Consider the following 19,095-nt stretch of genomic DNA (forward strand, 5'->3'; position numbering starts at 1 on the left):
GCTCCTGATGATGATTGCGTTGCGGAAATACTCACAACGCAATCGATGAATCGGTCACATCAGCTTTGCATCAACTTCCTGTGCCGCTGAATGCTCATCAAAATGCCGACGCCCAATCCGAGCGTGACAAAGGCGGTGCCGCCGTAGCTGACAAAAGGCAAGGGCACACCAACGACCGGAAGAATACCACTGACCATCCCCATGTTCACAAATGCATAAGTGAAGAAGATCAAGGTAATCGCACCCGCCAACAAACGACTGAACAAAGTCGGCGCATTCGCCGCAATGATCATGCCGCGTCCGATCAACAACAAATAGAGGAACAGCAAAATACAATTGCCGATCAAACCGAACTCTTCCGAATACACGGCGAAGATGAAATCGGTAGTGCGTTCAGGAATGAATTCCAGATGCGCCTGCGTCCCGTTCAACCAGCCTTTACCTGTAACACCACCAGACCCAATCGCAATCGTCGATTGAATAATGTGAAAGCCTTTGCCGAGCGGATCGGTCGTCGGATCGATCAGCGTCAATACGCGTCCGCGCTGATAATCGTGCATCATCGACCACACCACAGGTAAGCTGGCACCTACTGCCACCGCTGCTGCCACCAGTACTTTCCACGACAAGCCTGCCAGAAAGATCACATAGAAACCTGCGGCCAAGACTAGCAAGGATGTGCCCAAATCCGGTTGACGCATGATCAAGCCGACTGGTGCAATCAAGAGCAGACCGGCAACCAAAAACTCGCGCCAGCGTGTCATGCCTTCGCGCTTCTGGAAGAACCATGCCAGCATCATCGGCATGGCGATCTTCATGATTTCTGACGGCTGCACAATCATGCCGAGATCAACCCAGCGTCGCGCACCGTTACGAATCAAACCAAACTGCGCGACCGCCAGCAGCAAGACGATACCCGTCAAATATAAAGGCACGGCAAAACGCATCAAGGTCTGCGGCGGAATCGCGGCGGCAATCCACATCACGACAAAGGCGATCATGATGTTGCGCACATGATCTTCCACGCGACCCGGGAAATCGATGCCGGCCGAATACAACGTCACTGTTCCCACCGCCAGAATCAAGCTGACGATCAGAATCAAGGGCCCGTCAAACACTTGAATATAGGGTTGAACGATTTGCCCAAACGAGCGTTTATTCATCTGTGTGCTCATTCGACGAACTCTTCCTTAGGCTCGTTCTTCGGCTTGGCTGGCGCCTTGGCGTCAGGCCGTTTGCCCAGCAAATAAAAATCCATCGCTGCCTTCGCAATCGGTGCCGCCGCTGCACCACCAAAACCACCATTTTCTACAATGATGGCCAAGGCTATGCGTGGATTGTCTGCCGGCGCAAAAGCCGTGTATAAGGCGTGATCGTGATGACGATCCGAGATTTTGCTGGAATCGTACTTCTCGCCTTTTTTGATCGCAATCACTTGCGCGGTACCCGTTTTACCGGCGGATACATACTCTGCTCTCGCGAAGGCGCGGGCACCAGTACCTTCTTTATTCACGCCTACCATCGCGTGCTTGATGATGTCGATGTTTTCCTGCTTCAAGGGAATGCGATAGCTTTCTTTCGGCACGGTCAGCGTGCGTTGGCGCGTCGTGCCGTTTTCTATCATCTTGACCAGATGCGGCTTCATCACGATGCCGTTATTGGCAAGCGTTGCTGTCGCATGCGCCAGTTGCAATGGTGTAAATGAGTTGTAACCCTGGCCAATGCCGATAGAAATGGTTTCACCTGCATACCATTTCTTCTGCTCCGGCTTTTTATATGCCGCGGCCTTCCATGCTGTCGATGGCAACACGCCTGTACGTTCGAAGCGAAGATCGATACCGGTCTTTTGACCAAAGCCGAAAGGTTTCATGAAATCATGAATCGCATCGACGCCCAGATCATTGGCAAGAACGTAATAGTAGGTATCGCACGATTGCACGATCGATTTATACATATCGACTATGCCGTGCCCGCCTTCTTTATCGTCGCGGAATTTGTGATTACCAAACCAGAAATAACCCGGATCGGAAATCGCATCTGATGGTTTGCGTTTGCCCAACTCCAGTGCCGCCAGCGCCATAAACGGTTTGTACGTCGAACCTGGTGGATAAGCACCAGACAAGGGACGATTCAGAAGAGGGTGATCCGGCGAGTTATTCAGTGCATCCCAGTTTTGCTGATCAATACCTTCAACGAATAAATTAGGATCGAAGGTCGGCATCGATACATAGGCCAACACGTCGCCAGTCGATGGCTCAATCGCAATCAAGGCACCGCGTCGATCACCAAACGCTTGTTCGACGACCTTCTGCAATTCGATATCGATAGACAGGATCAGATTATCGCCCGGCGTTGCCGCTGTGCGCGACAAGGTACGAATAGGACGACCGCCGGCTGAGACTTCAACTTCTTCGTAGCCGGTACGGCCATGCAACTTGTCTTCGTAATTCTTTTCCAGACCTTCCTTGCCGATATGCTCGGTGCCACGATAGTTGGTCGCATCGTCGCTGTCGTCTATCTCTTTCGCTTCACGCGTATTGATGCGACCGATATAACCAATCACATGCGAAGCAACTGCGCCCAGCGGATATTGACGGAACAGACGCGCCTGGATTTCAACGCCGGGGAAGCGATAACGCTGTGCGGAAAAACGTGCGACTTCTTCATCAGTCAGACGTACACGAATCGGTGAACTAGCCAGATTACGCGATTCTTCCTGCAGTTTTTTGAAGCGTCTTCTATCCTTGGGTTGAATATCGACCAGTGTGGCCAATTCATCGATCAGTGTTTCAAGATCGCCATTGATTTTTGATGGTGTGATTTCCAGCGTATAAGCAGAATAATTACGTGCCAACACAACGCCGTTACGATCAACTATCAGTCCGCGATTGGGCACCACCGGCACGATAGAAATACGGTTGTCTTCTGCCTGCGCTACATAGTCATTGTGTTTGTATACCTGCAACCAGATAAAGCGGGTCAGCAAACACGCGAACAGAATGAACACAACCACACCGGCGACCGACAAGCGCAGGCGGAAGAGTTGTAGTTCGCGTTCGGTATTTTTTAATTCAGTCATTCGGTTTCAAATACCGGATAAACAACAGGGAAGGCGACTTAAATGGGCCGCGTATCATCGCGATTGATCGCGCGACGTTGTGGTGCGAGCAAGATCCATGTCACTACCGGCCATAACAAGGCGGCCACAACACTTTCGGAAAAATACATCCAACCGGGAAAATTACCACCAACAAACAGTCGAACGATCACCTCGACCACTTGCGTCATCAATAACAACAAGAAGACATGCAGCGCCTGCGTACCATTGGGGAACCACAATACGCGTCTATGTATCATGATCGCAAAATACGACAGCAAGGTATAAGCCAGTGCGTTCTCGCCAAGCACAGCCGCATCATGCACATCCATCAACAAGCCCATGCAGAAAGCAACACCGATACCAACCTTGCGCGGTTGATGCATGCTCCAGAACACCAGTATCAGCGCAACAAAATCAGGTACGCCTATCCACTGTCCCCACGGTAGCAAGTTCAGTAAAAAAGCGACGATCAAACTCACCACGATGAAAAGTGGGCTGGCCGGCAAAAGAATGTAATGAGGCTGATGGTTCATCGCGGAGCAGTCGCAGGCTGTGGTGCAGATGGTTGGGCGGGTTGTAGATCAATGCCCTTGCCGGAAGTTCCATTCGTACGGCTGGCAGCATGTCGCAGGATGCCAGCCATCTTGGTGTTCTTGTCTTTACTATCGTCCGCAGCGCGCGGCTCGAATTTGTTTTCAGTCAACAGTATCAGTAACTGACGATTGCGATCGATGCCGGCCGACGGCTGGCAAATAATGCGTGCGAAGGAATCGACTGATTTGTTTTCAACTTGCGATACCGTCGCAACAGCCAAGCCCGGTGGATAAATACCATCGATGCCGGATGTCACCAGTACATCGCCTTTTTGAATATCGGCATTGGTCGGCATGAAGCGCAGATCCAGCACATTGGATTGGCCACGACCGTAAGCCACACTGCGCAAACCATTGCGCACAACCTGCACCGGAATCGCCTGATTCTTGTCCGTCAGTAGAGTCACTTCCGAACTGAAAGGGAACACGCGCGTGACTTGACCCACGACACCGACATGATCAATCACTGGCTGCCCGGCTTCGACGCCGTGTTGACTGCCGCGATTGAGCACAATCTTGCGCGTGAAGGCATCACGGGTGTCGTACAGAATTTCACCTAATAAGGACTTCACCGGCAAGCGTTCGCTAGCACCCAACAATTGACGCAGCTGTGTATTCTCCGCGAGTAGCTGCTGCCCTTGTTGCAAGGTGCGCGCATCAAGCGTTTGCTGCAGTTTGAGTTTTTCGTTTTCGGCCTGTGCACTCGTTAGTGATGTGAAATAGTCACCAACATAATAAAGTGCATCACGTGGTGCGAGGGCAACGACTTGCAAGGGGTAGAGCGCGGTCGAGATGACTTGCCGCACGACGGCGAGTGAGCGCATGTGTGAATCCACACCCAGCAACACCAACGCAATCAAGGCGAAGAACACCATCTTTGCACGTGCCGATGCACCTTGTTTGAAGAGTGGTGGTGGGCTGTATTCCATGTATTACTTGTTGGAGAGCGTGCCGAAGAGCTTCACAACAAACCGCGCTGCCGAGACGTGAAGTCCGGCAGCCGCGATCTGTGTTTCGAAGTGTTGTGCTTTCATGACATTGTTCATGTCAGCCAGTCTGAAGATAATGCGCTTGTGGACGATTATTCGTAAGAGAAGATCGAACCCAATTTATCCATGCGTTCCAGCGCCATGCCCGAACCGCGCACCACGCAAGTCAAAGGATCTTCTGCCACGATGACCGGCAAACCGGTTTCTTCCATCAGCAAGCGATCCAGATCGCGCAGCAATGCGCCGCCGCCAGTCAGCATCATGCCTTTTTCAGCGATATCAGCACCAAGTTCTGGAGGGGTTTGTTCCAGCGCGTTTTTCACTGCGGAAACAATGTTGTTCAGCGGGTCAGTCAGCGCTTCCAGGATTTCGTTGCTGGAGATTGTGAACGAACGTGGGATGCCTTCGGACAGGTTACGACCCTTGACTTCCATTTCACGCACTTCGGAGCCTGGGAAGGCGGAACCGATTTCTTTTTTGATCGCTTCAGCAGTTTGTTCGCCGATCAGCATGCCGTAGTTGCGACGGATGTAATTGACGATCGCTTCGTCGAATTTATCGCCACCGACGCGGATCGAGCCTTTATAGACCATGCCGCCCAGTGAAATGATGCCGACTTCGGTCGTACCACCACCAATATCAACCACCATAGAGCCGGTTGCGTCCGATACCGGCAAACCGGCACCAATCGCTGCTGCCATAGGCTCTTCGATCAAATATACCTGTGCTGCACCTGCGCCCAGCGCCGATTCACGGATTGCGCGACGTTCCACTTGGGTGGAGCCGCAAGGTACGCAAATGATGATACGAGGGGAAGGTTTGAAGAGTTTGGTGTCGTGCACCATGCGGATGAACTGCTTGAGCATTTGCTCGGTAACGGTAAAGTCGGCAATCACGCCGTCTTTCATCGGGCGGATCGCCTCGATATTGCCCGGAACCTTGCCCAACATCTGTTTGGCTTCCTTACCGACTGCCATGATGGTTTTCTTGCCATTCGGGCCGCCTTGCTGGCGAATTGCCACTACAGAGGGCTCATCCAACACGATACCTGCGCTACGTACATAAATCAGGGTGTTGGCGGTACCCAGATCGATTGCCAGATCATTCGAAAAGTAACTACGTAAAAATCCAAACATGAATTGTCCTGGTTGCGCAGCAATGGTGCGCTTAAGTAAAAGAAAAGGGTTTTATTAGCCGCGGCGGCCCAATATCGGCGCCAGCAAGGCATTAACCCGATATTCTACCTTATAATTTACCTTAAATTAGTCGTCTCAAAAGGCAAAAATATCCGCTTGATGCGCTATTTTGCGAAGCTTTTGCCAACACTAGAAGACTTTTGCTTCTTTCGATTTCCTTAACATTGAACAGCGGCCCGACCGCAATCCGACCATGTCCCTCGAACTTTCCGATGTCAAACGCCTATCAATGCTCGCGCAAATTGAACTGACCAACGAGCAATCCGTGCAAACGCTGGACAAGCTCAATGGTATTTTTGCCTTGGTTGAACAATTGCGTGCCGTCGATACCACGGGTATCGAACCATTGAATCACCCTATCGCCATGATGCAGCCAAATTTGTCGCTGCGCTTGCGTGACGATGTCGTCAGCGAAGCGAATCGTCGCGACGATTACCAACAAGTCGCACCGGCTACACAAGACGGTTTATATCTGGTGCCTAAAGTCATCGAATAAATCGCCAGCGCTTTTTCGCTTTTTATTAAATTAAATGCGCACTTGGAGCAATTAATTGCTCCAACAACCGAACACCAGAAATTCACTATGCATACCAAGACACTTAAAGAATTATCCGCACTGCTGCATGCCAAGAAAATTTCCGCGACGGAGTTGGCGAATCTGTTTTTGGATCGCATCAAGCAAAGCGATTTGAACGCATTCCTGCACGTAGATTCTGCTTTGACTTTGAAGCAAGCAGCGGCGGCAGATCAACGTCTGGCCAGCGGCGATACCACTGCATTGACTGGCATCCCGATTGCACATAAAGATATTTTCGTCACACGCGATTGGCGTTCAACTGCCGGCTCCAAGATGCTGGAAAACTACGTCAGTCCATTCGATGCAACCGTCGTAGAAAAATTCAACCAGGCTGGCATGGTCCATCTGGGCAAATTGAATTGCGATGAATTCGCGATGGGTTCATCGAATGAAAACTCCTACTTCGGCGCAGTGAAAAATCCATGGGATAAAGCGGCGATTCCTGGCGGCTCTTCCGGTGGTTCCGCAGCAGCAATTGCTGCGCGTCTGGCACCGGCATCGACAGCAACCGACACCGGCGGCTCGATCCGCCAACCGGCAGCAATGTGTGGCGTGACTGGCATCAAGCCAACTTACGGCAGCGTATCGCGCTTCGGCATGATCGCGTTTGCATCATCGCTGGATCAAGGCGGCCCGATTGCAAAAACGGCAGAAGATTGCGGCATGCTGTTGAACGCGATGACAGGTTTTGATCCACGTGATTCGACCAGTATCGAACGCGCTCAAGAAGATTTCACACGCGATTTGAACGCACCTTTGCAAGGCTTAAAGATCGGCTTGCCACGCGAATATTTTGGCGAAGGCTTGGCTGCCGATGTAGAACAAGCAGTACGTGCTGCACTCAAGGAATATGAAAAGCTGGGCGCAACGCTGGTTGATATTTCTTTGCCAAAAACAGAGTTGTCGATTCCAACGTATTACGTCATCGCACCAGCAGAAGCGTCATCCAATTTGAGCCGCTTCGATGGCGTACGTTACGGCTATCGCGCCAAGGATTACACCGATCTGTCCGACATGTATCGCAAGACGCGCTCGGAAGGTTTTGGCGATGAAGTCAAACGTCGTATCCTGGTCGGTGCTTATGTACTGTCACATGGTTACTATGACGCTTACTACTTGCAAGCGCAAAAAATCCGTCGCCTGATCGCGCAGGATTTCCAGCAAGCATTCACACAATGCGACGTCATCATGGGGCCGGTATCGCCGACCGTAGCGTGGGATCTGGGTGACAAGGCTGACGATCCTATCGCCAACTATCTGGCTGATATTTTCACGCTGTCGACCAGCCTGGCTGGCTTGCCTGGCATGTCGATACCTTGCGGTTTTGGTCAGGGCGAAAAGAATTCCAAGCGCCCGGTTGGTTTGCAAATCATCGGCAACTATTTTGCCGAAGCAAAGTTGCTGAACGTCGCACATCAATATCAACAAGCGACCGACTGGCACTTGCGCCAACCTGCCGAATAAAACGCCATCAGTACAGCGCGACGAACTTTAATACGCTAACAAGCGAGTAAGGAAATATATGCAGTGGGAAGTGGTAATCGGTCTGGAAACGCACACGCAGTTGACGACCCAGACAAAAATTTTCAGCGGCTCGCCGACACAGTTCGGCGCGGAGCCAAACACGCAAACATCGCCGGTCGATCTGGCCTTGCCGGGCGCCTTGCCTGTGATGAATCGCGGCGCAGTGGAACGTGCGATTCAATTTGGCCTCGCCATCGGTGCGACCATTGCACCGCACTCGGTCTTTGCGCGTAAAAATTATTTCTATCCTGATTTGCCTAAGGGTTATCAGATCAGTCAAATGGATCTGCCTATCGTGCAAGGTGGCCGCGTATCGTTCGCAATGGAAGTTGACGGCAAAACAGAAATCCGTTCCGTGCAATTGACCCGAGCGCATCTGGAAGAAGACGCCGGCAAATCGCTGCACGAGGATTACCACGGCATGACCGGCATCGACTTGAATCGCGCCGGCACACCGCTGCTCGAGATCGTGACCGAACCGGATATGCGCAGCGCGGTTGAAGCTGTCGCCTATGCCAAGGCCTTACACACACTCGTCACTTGGATCGGCATCTGTGACGGCAATATGCAGGAAGGCTCCTTCCGCTGCGACGCCAACGTTTCCGTACGCCCAGTTGGACAAAAGGAATACGGCACACGCTGCGAGATCAAGAATCTGAACTCATTCCGCTTCCTCGAAGATGCGATCAACTACGAAGTGCGTCGCCAGATCGAACTGATCGAAGACGGCGGCCGCGTGGTGCAAGCAACGCGCTTGTACGATCCAGACAAAAAAGAAACACGCGAAATGCGCAGCAAGGAAGACGCACACGATTACCGCTACTTCCCTGATCCTGATTTGCCACCGCTGGTCGTCAGCGCAGAATGGATCGCACGCGTACAAGCAGCAATGCCGGAATTGCCAGGCATCATGCGTGAACGCTTTGTACGCGACTATAGCCTGTCAGAATACGACGCGGCAGTACTGACGCAATCGAAGGCCATGGCAAACTATTTTGAAGACGTAGTTGCCGCCGCCGGCAAGGAACAAGCCAAACCTGCGGCCAACTGGCTGATGGGCGATGTTGCATCGACACTCAATCGTGAAGACATCGAAATCTCCGCGTCACCAGTCGCCGCCGCGCAACTCGCATTACTGTTGAAGCGTATCGCCGACGGCACGATTTCCAACAAGATTGCGAAAGAAATATTCGGCGCAATGTGGGAAGCGAAATCGGATAGCGTCGCGCTAGCGGATGAATTGATCGAATCGAAAGGTTTGAAACAAATCTCCGACAGCGGCGCACTGGAGGCCATCATTGATCAGGTATTGGCAGCCAACGAAAAATCCGTTGCCGAATATCGTGCCGGCAAGGAGCAAGCCATCAATGCTCTGATGGGTCAAGCGATGAAAGCCAGCAAAGGCAAAGCCAATCCAGCGCAGCTCACTGAATTGCTGAAGAAAAAACTGACTGCATAAGCATCAAGCAAGTCATCCGCACAAAGCGCGCTCCTTAAAACGAGCGCGCTTTTTTATTTTTCGGCATCAGCAATAAGAAAGTAATGCATGTGTGCAACACACTCATGTCCGCATGATTTACATGCAAACTATTTTTGCCGCTACGTGTCCAATCAGAGTCTTACACTCGTCTATGGACAGTCCAATGAACACGCCAGACACACCAGCAGGCCCTACCGATCTCGGCGCAGCACGCCCAGAAGACCTGGGCTACCCGCTCGATATATCGGCCCATTTATCCAATGGAGAAGCCTCACACATACTGCACACCCAACACAGTGCTCAGGTTCAACTCTTCATCGATGCCTTGCAAATGAAACGTCCGGTTTCGCACGATGTAGCATCGTCATTTCTCGAGTTTCTGTTGAAAGACACCATACCTGCCGACGCGCCGCAATTGAGAGCGCACATGCATGCAAGCAACTGGGAGCAATATCTGACGCCGCCGGAAAATCTGGATGACATTGCGCGTCGTGCAGCAACTTTTTTCGATAGTGAGGCTGGCGTAGAGTTAAGTAATTTTTACACCAAGATCATTTCACGCACGACTATTTAAACCGTTTGCAAATATTCAAAACATTAATCCATGCCCAAAACAAAAGCGCGCTCTATAAACGAGTGCGCTTTTAATTTTTTCACTGTGTTGTTATCTATCGAGATGAAGCCGTTTGAGTAATCTCGCGATATCGCCGCAAAGTCAGATCGTATTTTTCATTGACCTGTGCAAGCTCCAGTTCGCTATCTTGCACACTCTTCTTCAACTCACGCACATCCTGCTCTGATCGCCCCAACTTCGCTTGTAAAGCTGCAGAGACTCCGCCTTTTTGTTTTTGCGCAGCGACTGCTGTTTGCGTCACGCCCAGTTCTTTCTCGGCATCTGCCAACACACGTTTCTGTTGTGCGATTTGTTCGTTCACAAGTTCGGTATCGCGCTTGCGTGCTGAGACGATATCGTCTTCGCTGCGATAACGTGCGGAGAGTGCGCGATCAGATCTTTTTCGTTCGTCAGCGACAGCTTGTTCTGCTTTTTTCTTTTGCTGCTGCAGTTCCTGGACGCGCTTTTGCTCGGCGGTAAGCGGAGCGGCGATATCTTTTTTTACTGCGCCGTTGCTACTGTATTCGCGCACGGCGCGGTCAGCGCATTCCGGGATCGGACGGTCGGAAGTGAGTGTATTGCCTGCAGCATCCTTGCACATGTAGACCTTGGCGTGCGCAGATGCTGCGATAAACATCGAGAAGAAAAACAGTGTCTTGATTGCACCTTTCATTTCACTCCCCGAGAAGAATAACGATTTTATGCCACGCCGTACCTCGTACGGTAAGCAGCGACAGCTTCTTTGTATTTCGCCTGTTCAGAATCCGCACCGGCATTCGACAGGTATTCAAACAGGTCCGACAAGTTACCTATCGATACCACCGGCATATCGTAGGTATTGCTGACTTCCTGCACGGCCGAATGTGCTGACAATGCACCATCCTTGCCGGAGCGTTCCATCCTATCCAGCGCAATCAGCACGGCGCATGGCGTCGCACCGGCGGCGCGTATCATGTCGACCGATTCACGCACGGAGGTACCGGCGGAAATCACGTCGTCGATGATCACTACGCGCCCTTGCAACTTGGCTCCGACTATCGTGCCGCCTTCGCCGTGATCCTTGGCTTCCTTGCGATTGAAGGCAAACGATACGTCGCGGCCTTTGTTCGCCAGCGCCACTGCAGTCGCCGAAGCGAGCGTGATGCCTTTGTAAGCTGGGCCAAACAACATATCGAATTCGATGCCCGAATCGATCAGTGTCTGTGCATAAAACTCGGCCAGCGCTGCCAGCGTGCCACCCTGATTAAACAAGCCAGCGTTAAAAAAGTAAGGCGATGTGCGACCAGCCTTGGTCACAAACTCGCCGAAACGCAGTACGCCGGTTTCAACCGAAAACTTGATAAATTCTTGCCGTAAATTGTTCAAAACAACTCCATAACGGGTAAAAGTGACGAAAATTGTCGTTATTTGCTCGACTAAAGCCACATTTTAAAGCGTTATCGGGTCTACATGCCTGTAAATGCAAAGCCCATGCCTGATCGATCCCGCATCGCTCTGACTGAAAGCAAGCCGTACGGCATCGAATCGGTTATCCTGATCGCCTCATTTTTTTGAACGACGCTATGTTGAAAATTGTTTCTGCCAATCTGAATGGCATACGCTCCGCCGCTAAAAAAGGCTTTTTCCAATGGATGGCCAAGCACTCTGCCGATTACATCTGCGTGCAGGAATTGAAGGCGCAAGAAGCGGATATGACGCCGGACTTTCTGACACCGGAAGGTTATTTTGGTTACTTCCACTACGCCGAGAAAAAAGGCTATTCCGGCGCAGGCGTGTATTGCAAGACCAAACCGGACCACGTACAGATCGGTTTTAACTGCCCTGAGTTCGATGCAGAAGGACGCTATGTGCAATGCGATTTTGGCAATCTGAGTGTGATCTCGGTATATTGCCCATCCGGTTCATCGGGCGAAGAACGGCAACAGGCCAAGTTCCGTTTCATGGATGTTTTCCTGCCGCATCTGCAAGCATTGAAGGCGCAGGGACGCGAGTTCGTCATCTGCGGCGACTGGAATATTGCGCACCATGAAATCGATCTGAAGAATTTCAAAGGCAATCGCAAAAATTCCGGCTTCCTGCCGGAAGAACGTGCATGGCTGACACGTGTATTTGATGAAGTAGGCTTGGTTGATGTGTATCGTCGTCTGCATCCGACCACCACTGAAGAGTGCTACACATGGTGGAGCAATCGTGGTCAGGCCTATGCCAAGAACGTCGGTTGGCGCATTGATTACCAGGTGGCAACACCGGCACTCGCAGCAAAAGCGCACGCTGCCGAGATTTACAAGGATGAACGCTTCAGCGATCACGCCCCGTTGACGATAGGCTACGACTGGAAGGGATGAGTGCATGGCCGCTTTTCACGAAGCGGTCATAAAGCATTTTTATAATCCAGAACAACGCGGGGATCGCACGACTATTTCCAAAGCAAGGCTTGCGGCCACCAGCGCATCGCAACTCAACCATTCTGGAAATAATCATGTCTGATCTGCCGCATCCGTCACGCCGTCAAACACTCAAGTTTCTCGCCAGCGCACCACTGTTACCGCTAGGTGCATCATCCGCACTGCTCGCCGCCTGCAGCACGACCACAACAAGCGCGACCAAAGAGTATGTTGCGACCAGCTTTACGCCTATGGCTGCACCTACCTTGGCCAATGCAGCAGCTATGGCCAGCACTGCAGTCGGCTCCACGCTGAATGTGCATTACGGTGATAACTCGGTACAAAGCTATCAGCTTGCTTATCAACCATTTTTCATCACCGGCCAGCAAGTGCCTGATGGCAAAGGTGGGAAGATATTGAGTGGCGGCTACTTCGATATCAATAACAAAGCCATCATCGATCGCTCCGTCACCGGCAAGGAAAGACAGATTTTTTCAGATTCGCCGGATGGTACTTCTCTGTTGTCGTTACCGAATTCAACAGTAAGCAACATCAAAGGTAAGGCCGTTTTCGCCGTCGTGCAATTTGAATACACGACGCGCGATCAACTCGGTGCAGAAAGCGGCAAGAACAACGCCTACGGCACCTTGCCATCACCGATTGCCGTGTTGACGCTGGATCAGGACCAAGGCAATGGCAAACTCGATTTAGTCAAATATCACAACGTCGATACGTCCAGCGTGCATGGCTTGTGGATTACCTGCGGTGCCAGCTTGTCGCCGTGGAACACGCATCTATCCAGCGAAGAATACGAGCCGGATGCGCAGTTCATCAGCGATAACCCTTTCTTCAAAAAATTCAGCAAGAATCTGTTCGGCGACGAGAACAAGGCCAACCCATATCACTACGGTCATCTGCCGGAAGTCACCGTCAACCCAGATGGCAGCGGCAGCATCAAGAAACACTTTTGCCTCGGCCGCATTTCGCATGAACTGATACAAGTCATGCCGGACAATCGCACTGTCTTGATGGGCGACGATTACACCAACGGCGGCTTCTTTATGTTCATCGCCGACAAGGAAAAAGATTTGTCGGCAGGTACTTTGTATGTCGCCAAAGTTGGCGCTGGTTTCTCGGTCGACCCATCAGCTCCCGGCGCGTCGCTGAGCTGGATTAAGTTGGGACACGCCAGCAGCGCAGAAATCGAAAAGCTGGCCAATACCTTGAAGCCTTCCGACATCATGACCAGCGTCAAAGCAGATCCAAACGACGCCAGCTACACCAAGCTGTATGCCGACGGTATTGCGAATTGGGTCAAGCTCAAACCGGGCATGGAACGCGCTGCTGCCTTCCTGGAAACACATCGCTACGCGAATCTGGTCGGTGCCAGCATGGGCTTTACCAAGATGGAAGGCACGACCGTCAACATCAAGGACAAGATCGCCTATTCAGCGTTGCAGAATATTCAAAACTCGATGGTGAAAAACGATCTCGCATGGAATCCAGCCAGCGGCATCACGGTAGACAAAGCCATTGTTGCCGGCGGCGTGTTCGCGCACAAGCTGACTGGCGAACAACGCGATACCAGCGGTGCAGCAATTACCAGCGAGTGGGTGCCGGTACAAACCCGCGCCTTGCTGATCGGTGAAGATATCCCCGCCGATGCCTTGGGCAATCTGGCGAATCCAGACAAGATTGCCAACCCGGACAATCTGAAGTTTTCGGAAAAAATGCGCACGCTGTTCATCGGTGAAGACAGCAGCACGCACGTCAATAACTTCCTGTGGGCCTACAACGTCGATACGAAGAAACTGGCGCGCATCATGTCCATGCCATCCGGTGCCGAAGCGACCGGCTTGCATGCCGTCGATGAAATCAATGGCTGGACTTACATCATGAGCAACTTCCAGCATGCCGGCGACTGGAGCGGCAAGTTGCACAGCAAGGTCAAGAACACCTTAGATCCATTGATCAAGGCGAATTACAACGATAGATTCAGCGCAGCCGTGGGTTATCTGACAGCTGATCCGGCTCAACCCAAATTATCTAAAACGTAATTCCAACGATCCATTACTGATATGCAAATAAAAGGTAGGCGCACCCAGGTGTCCTACCTTTTTCTTATATCGCCGCACGCAATTCGGTTGAACACAATACAATTCAGCATTGCGCCAGTTCGCCGCACCCGCTCTACTACCTCATGTCCACTGATTCCCTATTGTCCGCACCATCACGCTTTCCTCGTTTACAGTCAGCGGCCACGCCTTTCCTCTTCATCCTGCTAGGCGTGATCTATGCCTCATGGGCAGCACGCATCCCGGCGATACGCGATGTATTGCAATTAAGTCCGGCACAACTAGGCATGGTCTTACTAGGTGGCGGTTTTGGCGCAGTTGCATCATTTCCATTGGCCGCATGGCTGGTCGGTCACTTCGGTGGACGGCGCGCAGCCTGGTATGCCGGCCTCGGTTTGATCGTCGTATTACCGGCGCTCGCACTCGCACCGACGATGTTGTGGCTGGTCATCGCCGCGATTGTTTTAGGCGCGGCATCCGGTTGCTTCGACGTTGCCATCAATGCAATCGGCACCGCACATGAAAAACTCGCCGGTCGTTCCACCATGTCGCTGTTGCACGCATGGTTCAGTCTAGGCGCGGTAAGTGGTGCCTTGTTCGGCAGTGCGATGGCCGGTTTCGGCATTACACCTATCGTGCATTTCAGCGTCACCGCGCTCGCCTTGTTACTGCCTTTGTACATCGCTTACCAAGCCTTGCCGCCGGAGCAAGTTGAGAAGCCTACGAGCAAACAATACTTCGCGATTGCGCACGGTCCTTTGGTTGCACTCGGCATCATTGGTTTTTGCGGTGCAGTGGCTGAAGGTTCGATTGCCGACTGGAGCGGCGTCTTCATGAAAGATCGGATGGGTGCACATGATGGCGTTGCGCCGCTGGCGTATGCCGGCTTTGCAGCCCTGATGTTGTTGGCGCGTTTGGTGTGCGATCGTTTGAAGGATAGTTATGGTGCACGGCGTGTCGTTGCTGCTGGTGCATCGCTGGCGGCATGCGGGATTTTTATTGCAGTCGCTGCTTTCAATATACCGCTGACCATACTCGGCTTTGCCTTGGCAGGTGCCGGTTTCGCATCAGTCTTTCCCTTTGTCTTCAGCTCGGCCGGTCGTCATGGTGCGACAGCATTGGCAGCCGTCGCCACCTTCAGTTACAGCGGTGGCCTGATCGGACCACCAGTGATCGGTTTTCTGGCGCAAGGTTGGGGCATGCAGGTTGCGCTCGGCTTGATCGGTGTGATGGCGATTGCGATTGCAATCTCTGCCAGTCGTGCGCGTTGGCTGGAGTAAAGAGCACGCTTGCATCACTCAAATGAGGATGCTTGCTTCGCTCATCTATTCCCGAAAAAATGAATCAAGAAATAGATGCCAGCGGCAGATTCAATAATAAATTTTGCGGCTTGATGCGCAAAATTTCATCCGCATTCATCGCACACGCGAGATAAACCGGACGACCAGCCACATCCGCACGTGCCACTGCCGTATCGACAAAATCCAGTTGGAAGAGCGACAGGATGCGGCGATTACGCTCTTCATCCAATTCCACGCCAGCGTACAAATCATTCAGGATACCGGTCGCTTCTGCATCAAGTCCGATATGCCAGGCCCAGTGTTTAGCTTCGATAGAGCGCAATGGTCTGACCACCACGGCGACACCGTAAAAATGATCTATCCATTTTTCTATCACACGACAGAAGGCCGTTAATGCAGCGCGACCGTAAGCAAAGCTGATAACGGTATCGTGCCGCTCATTGCGCGCCCAATAGCTGTTGGCGTTTTCCTGATCGATCACATCGAGTTCTACGCGGCGTGGTTTGGTATTGGCTTCTATCAGCAGTCTGCCGATATCACCGTAGTTGCCGCCAGTCGCGTGCAGTTCTACCGTCGCGGCATCGGCCAACATGACGGCGCCATCCTCTATCGCGACCTTTTGCTTGCGGAAAAACAATTCCGCCGCACGCACTTGCAAAGGTTCTTCGCTGCCAGCCAGCATGCCTTGCACGATCATCTGCGTCAGTTGATCGATGAAGACAGGCGGAGCCGTCACGCTACCAGCGCGGAACAATTCAAGATAAGCCGCTTCCAGCGTAGGCGCAGCAAGCAAGCGATCACGCCACGCCAGCAAGACGCGATAATTATCCTGTGCATCGGTATCTTGCAAGGCAGCTATCTCTGCCTCAGATACTGTGCGCCGTGGCGCTTCCAGCAAGGCAGCATGCAAGGCAAGTTCCCGCGCGCAAGACTCTGCAATCGGTGCGACTTCAGGTCTATGCCACCATGCACGCAATAAATCGTCGCTCAGCAACAAACGACCATCGGCATCGCGTCCGGCAAGCTTGAAGCCGGAATGCGACCAAAATTCTTGCTGGGCGAGGGCTGACATTATTTGAAAAACCTTTTCTCGCCGGTCTTCAGGTCCAGCTCATAGCGCACGCCATTTTCAGTCAGCAGCATGTCCGGTGGCTCTTCACCAGCTAATACGCCGTAGTTCACTGGCAAGCCTTCGCCCTTACGGATCAGTTCATCCGCACGTTCGTACACGTTCGGGCAACCGGTTTCAGCCATCAGGGATTGGACGATCGCAACTTTCCATGCATCGACACCGGCCGACTGGAATTCACAAATCAGATAACCCTTTTGATCGCCATACCAATCAACCAGCAAACCCGACAATTCATCTTCATCGCCTATCACCAGTGGCAAACGCTTGGCAGCGCCTATTCTTTTGCCTTTGGCGGCATCGATACGCTTATGCACTGCAACTTTGACCCGGCGCTTGATCAAGGCGTGATCGACTGGCTGCTCTTCGTCAAATGTCCATACGCGCGCGCGTATCTGCGATTTGGGCGCATGTGCGGCACGCGCAAGAAATTTACCCGATGACGAGCGCACAATGGCGGTCCCGCCGGATTTCATGCGCTCCGCCGGTTTGCCGTCGACCCACTCGACGGCAGATGCGTATATCCATGGCTGGCGTTCGAGCAGGCTTTTTTCTTTGCCTTGTTTAATAGTAATGATCAGCATGGGAATAAATATGGTGCGCAGTAATTGAAGGACTCCATGATAAACCGCAACGTGGCCGAATAAAGATTTGCTTTGTGTTTGGCAAGCAAAATGCCGGGGAAGTCAGCATTATCGATACAAGCCACCTCGCATCGCTTGCTGCATATCCGCTCTTGTGTCAGCATCTCTCCCTGTTGGCATGATGCCGACATCCCCTCCAATCAAGGTAAGAAAAGATGATTTTTCGCAACAGCGGTGTAGCACGGCGCTCATGGTCAGACACTTTCAAGGTCTATCGCGAAACCGCCACCTTGCGCATGCTGTTCCTTGGATTCTCCGCCGGCCTGCCTTTAATGCTGGTACTCGGCACGCTCAGCTTCTGGCTGCGCGAAGCAGGCATAGATCGCAGCACCATCGGTTACCTGAGCTGGGTCGGCCTCGCTTACGCCTTCAAATGGGTGTGGGCACCTTTGGTCGATCGCATGCCGATTCCCCTATTGACGCGCTGGATGGGACGTCGCCGTAGTTGGTTGTTGCTCTCGCAACTGGCGATCATGACCGGCCTCGTCGGCATGGCGCTCAACGATCCGCATCTGGCCTTGCAACCGGTCGTCTGGTGCGCACTGATGGTGGCCTTCGGCTCTGCCACACAAGATATCGCACTCGACGCCTTCCGCATTGAATCGGCCGACATCGATAGACAAGCTGCGCTCGCCGCCAGTTATCAAACCGGTTATCGCCTTGCCATGATCTGGGCAGGTGCGGGTGTGCTGTGGATAGCGGCACGCGCTGAAATTAGCGGTGCTGGCGCCTATCAGCCCGGCGCATGGCGCGTCGCTTATCTGGCAATGGCGGTATCGATGCTGGTCGGTGTGGCAACGGTGCTGTTCTCTGCCGAACCAGTGCGCCGCATACTACCGCCGCCAAAAAATGTTGCGGCCTGGTTGGACGATGTCGTGATCGGCCCTTTCCGCGAATTCATCGTGCGCTATCGTTGGCAAGCCTTGCTGATCCTCTCCCTGATCGCGATCTACCGTATCAGCGATGTGGTGATGGGCATCATGGCCAATCCGTTTTATGTGGATATGGGTTACAGCAAGGACGAAGTTGCCGCCGTGACCAAGGTATTCGGCGTCATCATGACGCTGGTCGGTGCCTTTATCGGTGGCGCATTATCGATGCGTTTCGGCATGATGCGCATACTCGCGCTCGGCGCGATCTTGAGTTCGGCGACCAATCTGTTGTTCGTTTGGCTAGCCGGACACGGCCATGATGTGCAAGCTTTGGTGTTGGTGATTTCTGCCGACAATCTGGCGAGTGGGATCGCGAGTGCGGCCTTCATTGCGTATCTGTCCAGCCTGACCAATGTCAGTTACTCGGCGACGCAATATGCGTTGTTCAGTTCGATGATGTTGTTGCTACCGAAATTTCTGGCAGGCTATTCCGGCGCGTATGTCGATGCCTTTGGCTATGGCAGCTTCTTTACCGGTACGGCCTTGTTGGGACTACCTGTGATCGTACTGTTGTGGTTCGCCGCCAAGACGGCACCGAAGACGAACCACACCAGCTAG

The 19,095-nt window shown here is 52.5% G+C and carries 18 protein-coding genes; 9 read left to right on the forward strand and 9 right to left on the reverse strand.

Translation table 11 applies throughout. The features are described from left to right. Nucleotides 1-59: 59 nt before the first annotated feature. From rodA to BQ6873_RS10365, 5 genes are all read right to left on the reverse strand, one after another. Nucleotides 60-1,175: a rod shape-determining protein RodA gene (gene rodA, locus BQ6873_RS10345; RefSeq protein WP_173830598.1), complete on the reverse strand. Its 1,116-nt coding sequence runs from the start codon at nt 1,173-1,175 to the stop codon at nt 60-62. Continuing rightward, nucleotides 1,172-3,079: a penicillin-binding protein 2 gene (mrdA, locus tag BQ6873_RS10350; protein ID WP_076592570.1), complete on the reverse strand. Its 1,908-nt coding sequence runs from the start codon at nt 3,077-3,079 to the stop codon at nt 1,172-1,174. Before mrdA ends, rodA begins: the two co-directional genes overlap by 4 nt. A gap of 38 nt (nt 3,080-3,117) precedes the next feature. Beyond that, nucleotides 3,118-3,633, reverse strand: coding sequence for a rod shape-determining protein MreD (gene mreD / locus BQ6873_RS10355; protein ID WP_076592571.1), 516 nt, complete (start codon nt 3,631-3,633; stop codon nt 3,118-3,120). Beyond that, a complete protein-coding gene (mreC, locus tag BQ6873_RS10360) occupies nt 3,630-4,622 on the reverse strand; it encodes a rod shape-determining protein MreC (protein ID WP_076592572.1) in 993 nt (330 codons plus the stop codon). Before mreC ends, mreD begins: the two co-directional genes overlap by 4 nt. A gap of 152 nt (nt 4,623-4,774) precedes the next feature. Next, a complete protein-coding gene (locus BQ6873_RS10365; RefSeq protein WP_011979422.1) occupies nt 4,775-5,818 on the reverse strand; it encodes a rod shape-determining protein in 1,044 nt (347 codons plus the stop codon). Nucleotides 5,819-6,071: 253 nt separating this feature from the next. Between BQ6873_RS10365 and gatC the strand changes: the two genes are divergently transcribed. From gatC to BQ6873_RS10385, 4 genes are all read left to right on the forward strand, one after another. Beyond that, on the forward strand, nt 6,072-6,374 hold the full coding sequence (gene gatC, locus BQ6873_RS10370; protein WP_076592573.1) for an Asp-tRNA(Asn)/Glu-tRNA(Gln) amidotransferase subunit GatC: 303 nt from the start codon (nt 6,072-6,074) through the stop codon (nt 6,372-6,374). An 87-nt stretch (nt 6,375-6,461) separates the two neighbouring features. After that, nucleotides 6,462-7,919 (forward strand): Asp-tRNA(Asn)/Glu-tRNA(Gln) amidotransferase subunit GatA, encoded by a 1,458-nt coding sequence (gatA, locus tag BQ6873_RS10375; RefSeq protein WP_076592574.1) that lies wholly within the window; start codon nt 6,462-6,464, stop codon nt 7,917-7,919. Nucleotides 7,920-7,977: 58 nt separating this feature from the next. Further along, nucleotides 7,978-9,438 (forward strand): Asp-tRNA(Asn)/Glu-tRNA(Gln) amidotransferase subunit GatB, encoded by a 1,461-nt coding sequence (gene gatB / locus BQ6873_RS10380; protein ID WP_076592575.1) that lies wholly within the window; start codon nt 7,978-7,980, stop codon nt 9,436-9,438. 184 nt (nt 9,439-9,622) lie between these two features. Beyond that, nucleotides 9,623-10,033, forward strand: coding sequence for a hypothetical protein (locus BQ6873_RS10385; RefSeq protein WP_076592576.1), 411 nt, complete (start codon nt 9,623-9,625; stop codon nt 10,031-10,033). 94 nt (nt 10,034-10,127) lie between these two features. Here the strand turns inward: BQ6873_RS10385 and BQ6873_RS10390 are convergent, their stop codons facing one another. Together BQ6873_RS10390 and pyrE are read right to left on the reverse strand one after the other, a co-directional pair. Next, the gene (locus BQ6873_RS10390; protein ID WP_076592577.1) at nt 10,128-10,745 is read right to left on the reverse strand and encodes a DUF4124 domain-containing protein; all 618 of its coding nucleotides are present in this window, start codon (nt 10,743-10,745) and stop codon (nt 10,128-10,130) included. Nucleotides 10,746-10,771: 26 nt separating this feature from the next. Further along, a complete protein-coding gene (gene pyrE, locus BQ6873_RS10395; RefSeq protein ID WP_076592578.1) occupies nt 10,772-11,437 on the reverse strand; it encodes an orotate phosphoribosyltransferase in 666 nt (221 codons plus the stop codon). A gap of 197 nt (nt 11,438-11,634) precedes the next feature. Here pyrE and BQ6873_RS10400 point away from each other — a divergent pair, with 197 nt between their 5' ends. The 4 genes from BQ6873_RS10400 to BQ6873_RS10410 all read left to right on the forward strand — a co-directional run bounded on the left by BQ6873_RS10400 (nt 11,635) and on the right by BQ6873_RS10410 (nt 15,811). Then, entirely contained in the window at nt 11,635-12,417 is a 783-nt protein-coding gene (locus BQ6873_RS10400; protein WP_076592579.1) for an exodeoxyribonuclease III, read from the forward strand. A gap of 4 nt (nt 12,418-12,421) precedes the next feature. Further along, nucleotides 12,422-12,559 (forward strand): hypothetical protein, encoded by a 138-nt coding sequence (locus tag BQ6873_RS18040; protein ID WP_157889153.1) that lies wholly within the window; start codon nt 12,422-12,424, stop codon nt 12,557-12,559. Continuing rightward, nucleotides 12,552-14,513 (forward strand): PhoX family protein, encoded by a 1,962-nt coding sequence (locus BQ6873_RS10405; protein ID WP_076592580.1) that lies wholly within the window; start codon nt 12,552-12,554, stop codon nt 14,511-14,513. The genes BQ6873_RS18040 and BQ6873_RS10405 overlap by 8 nt, the downstream gene beginning before the upstream one ends. 143 nt (nt 14,514-14,656) lie before the next feature. Then, complete coding sequence (locus BQ6873_RS10410) at nt 14,657-15,811, forward strand: MFS transporter (protein WP_076592581.1); 1,155 nt, start codon at nt 14,657-14,659, stop codon at nt 15,809-15,811. Nucleotides 15,812-15,875: 64 nt separating this feature from the next. Here the strand turns inward: BQ6873_RS10410 and BQ6873_RS10415 are convergent, their stop codons facing one another. Both BQ6873_RS10415 and BQ6873_RS10420 read right to left on the reverse strand, forming a co-directional pair. Next, nucleotides 15,876-16,904, reverse strand: a complete 1,029-nt coding sequence (locus BQ6873_RS10415) for a DUF6352 family protein (RefSeq protein WP_076592582.1) — start codon at nt 16,902-16,904, stop codon at nt 15,876-15,878. After that, nucleotides 16,904-17,545: an SAM-dependent methyltransferase gene (locus BQ6873_RS10420; RefSeq protein WP_076592583.1), complete on the reverse strand. Its 642-nt coding sequence runs from the start codon at nt 17,543-17,545 to the stop codon at nt 16,904-16,906. Before BQ6873_RS10420 ends, BQ6873_RS10415 begins: the two co-directional genes overlap by 1 nt. A 215-nt stretch (nt 17,546-17,760) precedes the next feature. Here BQ6873_RS10420 and BQ6873_RS10425 point away from each other — a divergent pair, with 215 nt between their 5' ends. Continuing rightward, nucleotides 17,761-19,095 (forward strand): AmpG family muropeptide MFS transporter, encoded by a 1,335-nt coding sequence (locus BQ6873_RS10425; RefSeq protein WP_076592584.1) that lies wholly within the window; start codon nt 17,761-17,763, stop codon nt 19,093-19,095.

This window comes from Herminiimonas arsenitoxidans, from assembly GCF_900130075.1.
Classification (GTDB): domain Bacteria; phylum Pseudomonadota; class Gammaproteobacteria; order Burkholderiales; family Burkholderiaceae_D; genus Oxalicibacterium; species Oxalicibacterium arsenitoxidans.

Coding starts and splice junctions, on each gene's coding strand:
- gatC (WP_076592573.1), top strand. CDS start 6,072: ATGTCCCTCGAACTTTCCGATGTCAAACGCCTATCAATGCTCGCGCAA.
- BQ6873_RS10405 (WP_076592580.1), top strand. CDS start 12,552: ATGTCTGATCTGCCGCATCCGTCACGCCGTCAAACACTCAAGTTTCTC.
- BQ6873_RS10420 (WP_076592583.1), bottom strand. CDS start 17,545: ATGCTGATCATTACTATTAAACAAGGCAAAGAAAAAAGCCTGCTCGAA.
- BQ6873_RS10365 (WP_011979422.1), bottom strand. CDS start 5,818: ATGTTTGGATTTTTACGTAGTTACTTTTCGAATGATCTGGCAATCGAT.
- gatA (WP_076592574.1), top strand. CDS start 6,462: ATGCATACCAAGACACTTAAAGAATTATCCGCACTGCTGCATGCCAAG.
- BQ6873_RS10425 (WP_076592584.1), top strand. CDS start 17,761: ATGATTTTTCGCAACAGCGGTGTAGCACGGCGCTCATGGTCAGACACT.
- rodA (WP_173830598.1), bottom strand. CDS start 1,175: ATGAGCACACAGATGAATAAACGCTCGTTTGGGCAAATCGTTCAACCC.
- mrdA (WP_076592570.1), bottom strand. CDS start 3,079: ATGACTGAATTAAAAAATACCGAACGCGAACTACAACTCTTCCGCCTG.
- gatB (WP_076592575.1), top strand. CDS start 7,978: ATGCAGTGGGAAGTGGTAATCGGTCTGGAAACGCACACGCAGTTGACG.
- BQ6873_RS10415 (WP_076592582.1), bottom strand. CDS start 16,904: ATGTCAGCCCTCGCCCAGCAAGAATTTTGGTCGCATTCCGGCTTCAAG.
- mreD (WP_076592571.1), bottom strand. CDS start 3,633: ATGAACCATCAGCCTCATTACATTCTTTTGCCGGCCAGCCCACTTTTC.
- BQ6873_RS10410 (WP_076592581.1), top strand. CDS start 14,657: ATGTCCACTGATTCCCTATTGTCCGCACCATCACGCTTTCCTCGTTTA.
- BQ6873_RS18040 (WP_157889153.1), top strand. CDS start 12,422: ATGGCCGCTTTTCACGAAGCGGTCATAAAGCATTTTTATAATCCAGAA.
- BQ6873_RS10390 (WP_076592577.1), bottom strand. CDS start 10,745: ATGAAAGGTGCAATCAAGACACTGTTTTTCTTCTCGATGTTTATCGCA.
- mreC (WP_076592572.1), bottom strand. CDS start 4,622: ATGGAATACAGCCCACCACCACTCTTCAAACAAGGTGCATCGGCACGT.
- BQ6873_RS10385 (WP_076592576.1), top strand. CDS start 9,623: ATGAACACGCCAGACACACCAGCAGGCCCTACCGATCTCGGCGCAGCA.
- BQ6873_RS10400 (WP_076592579.1), top strand. CDS start 11,635: ATGTTGAAAATTGTTTCTGCCAATCTGAATGGCATACGCTCCGCCGCT.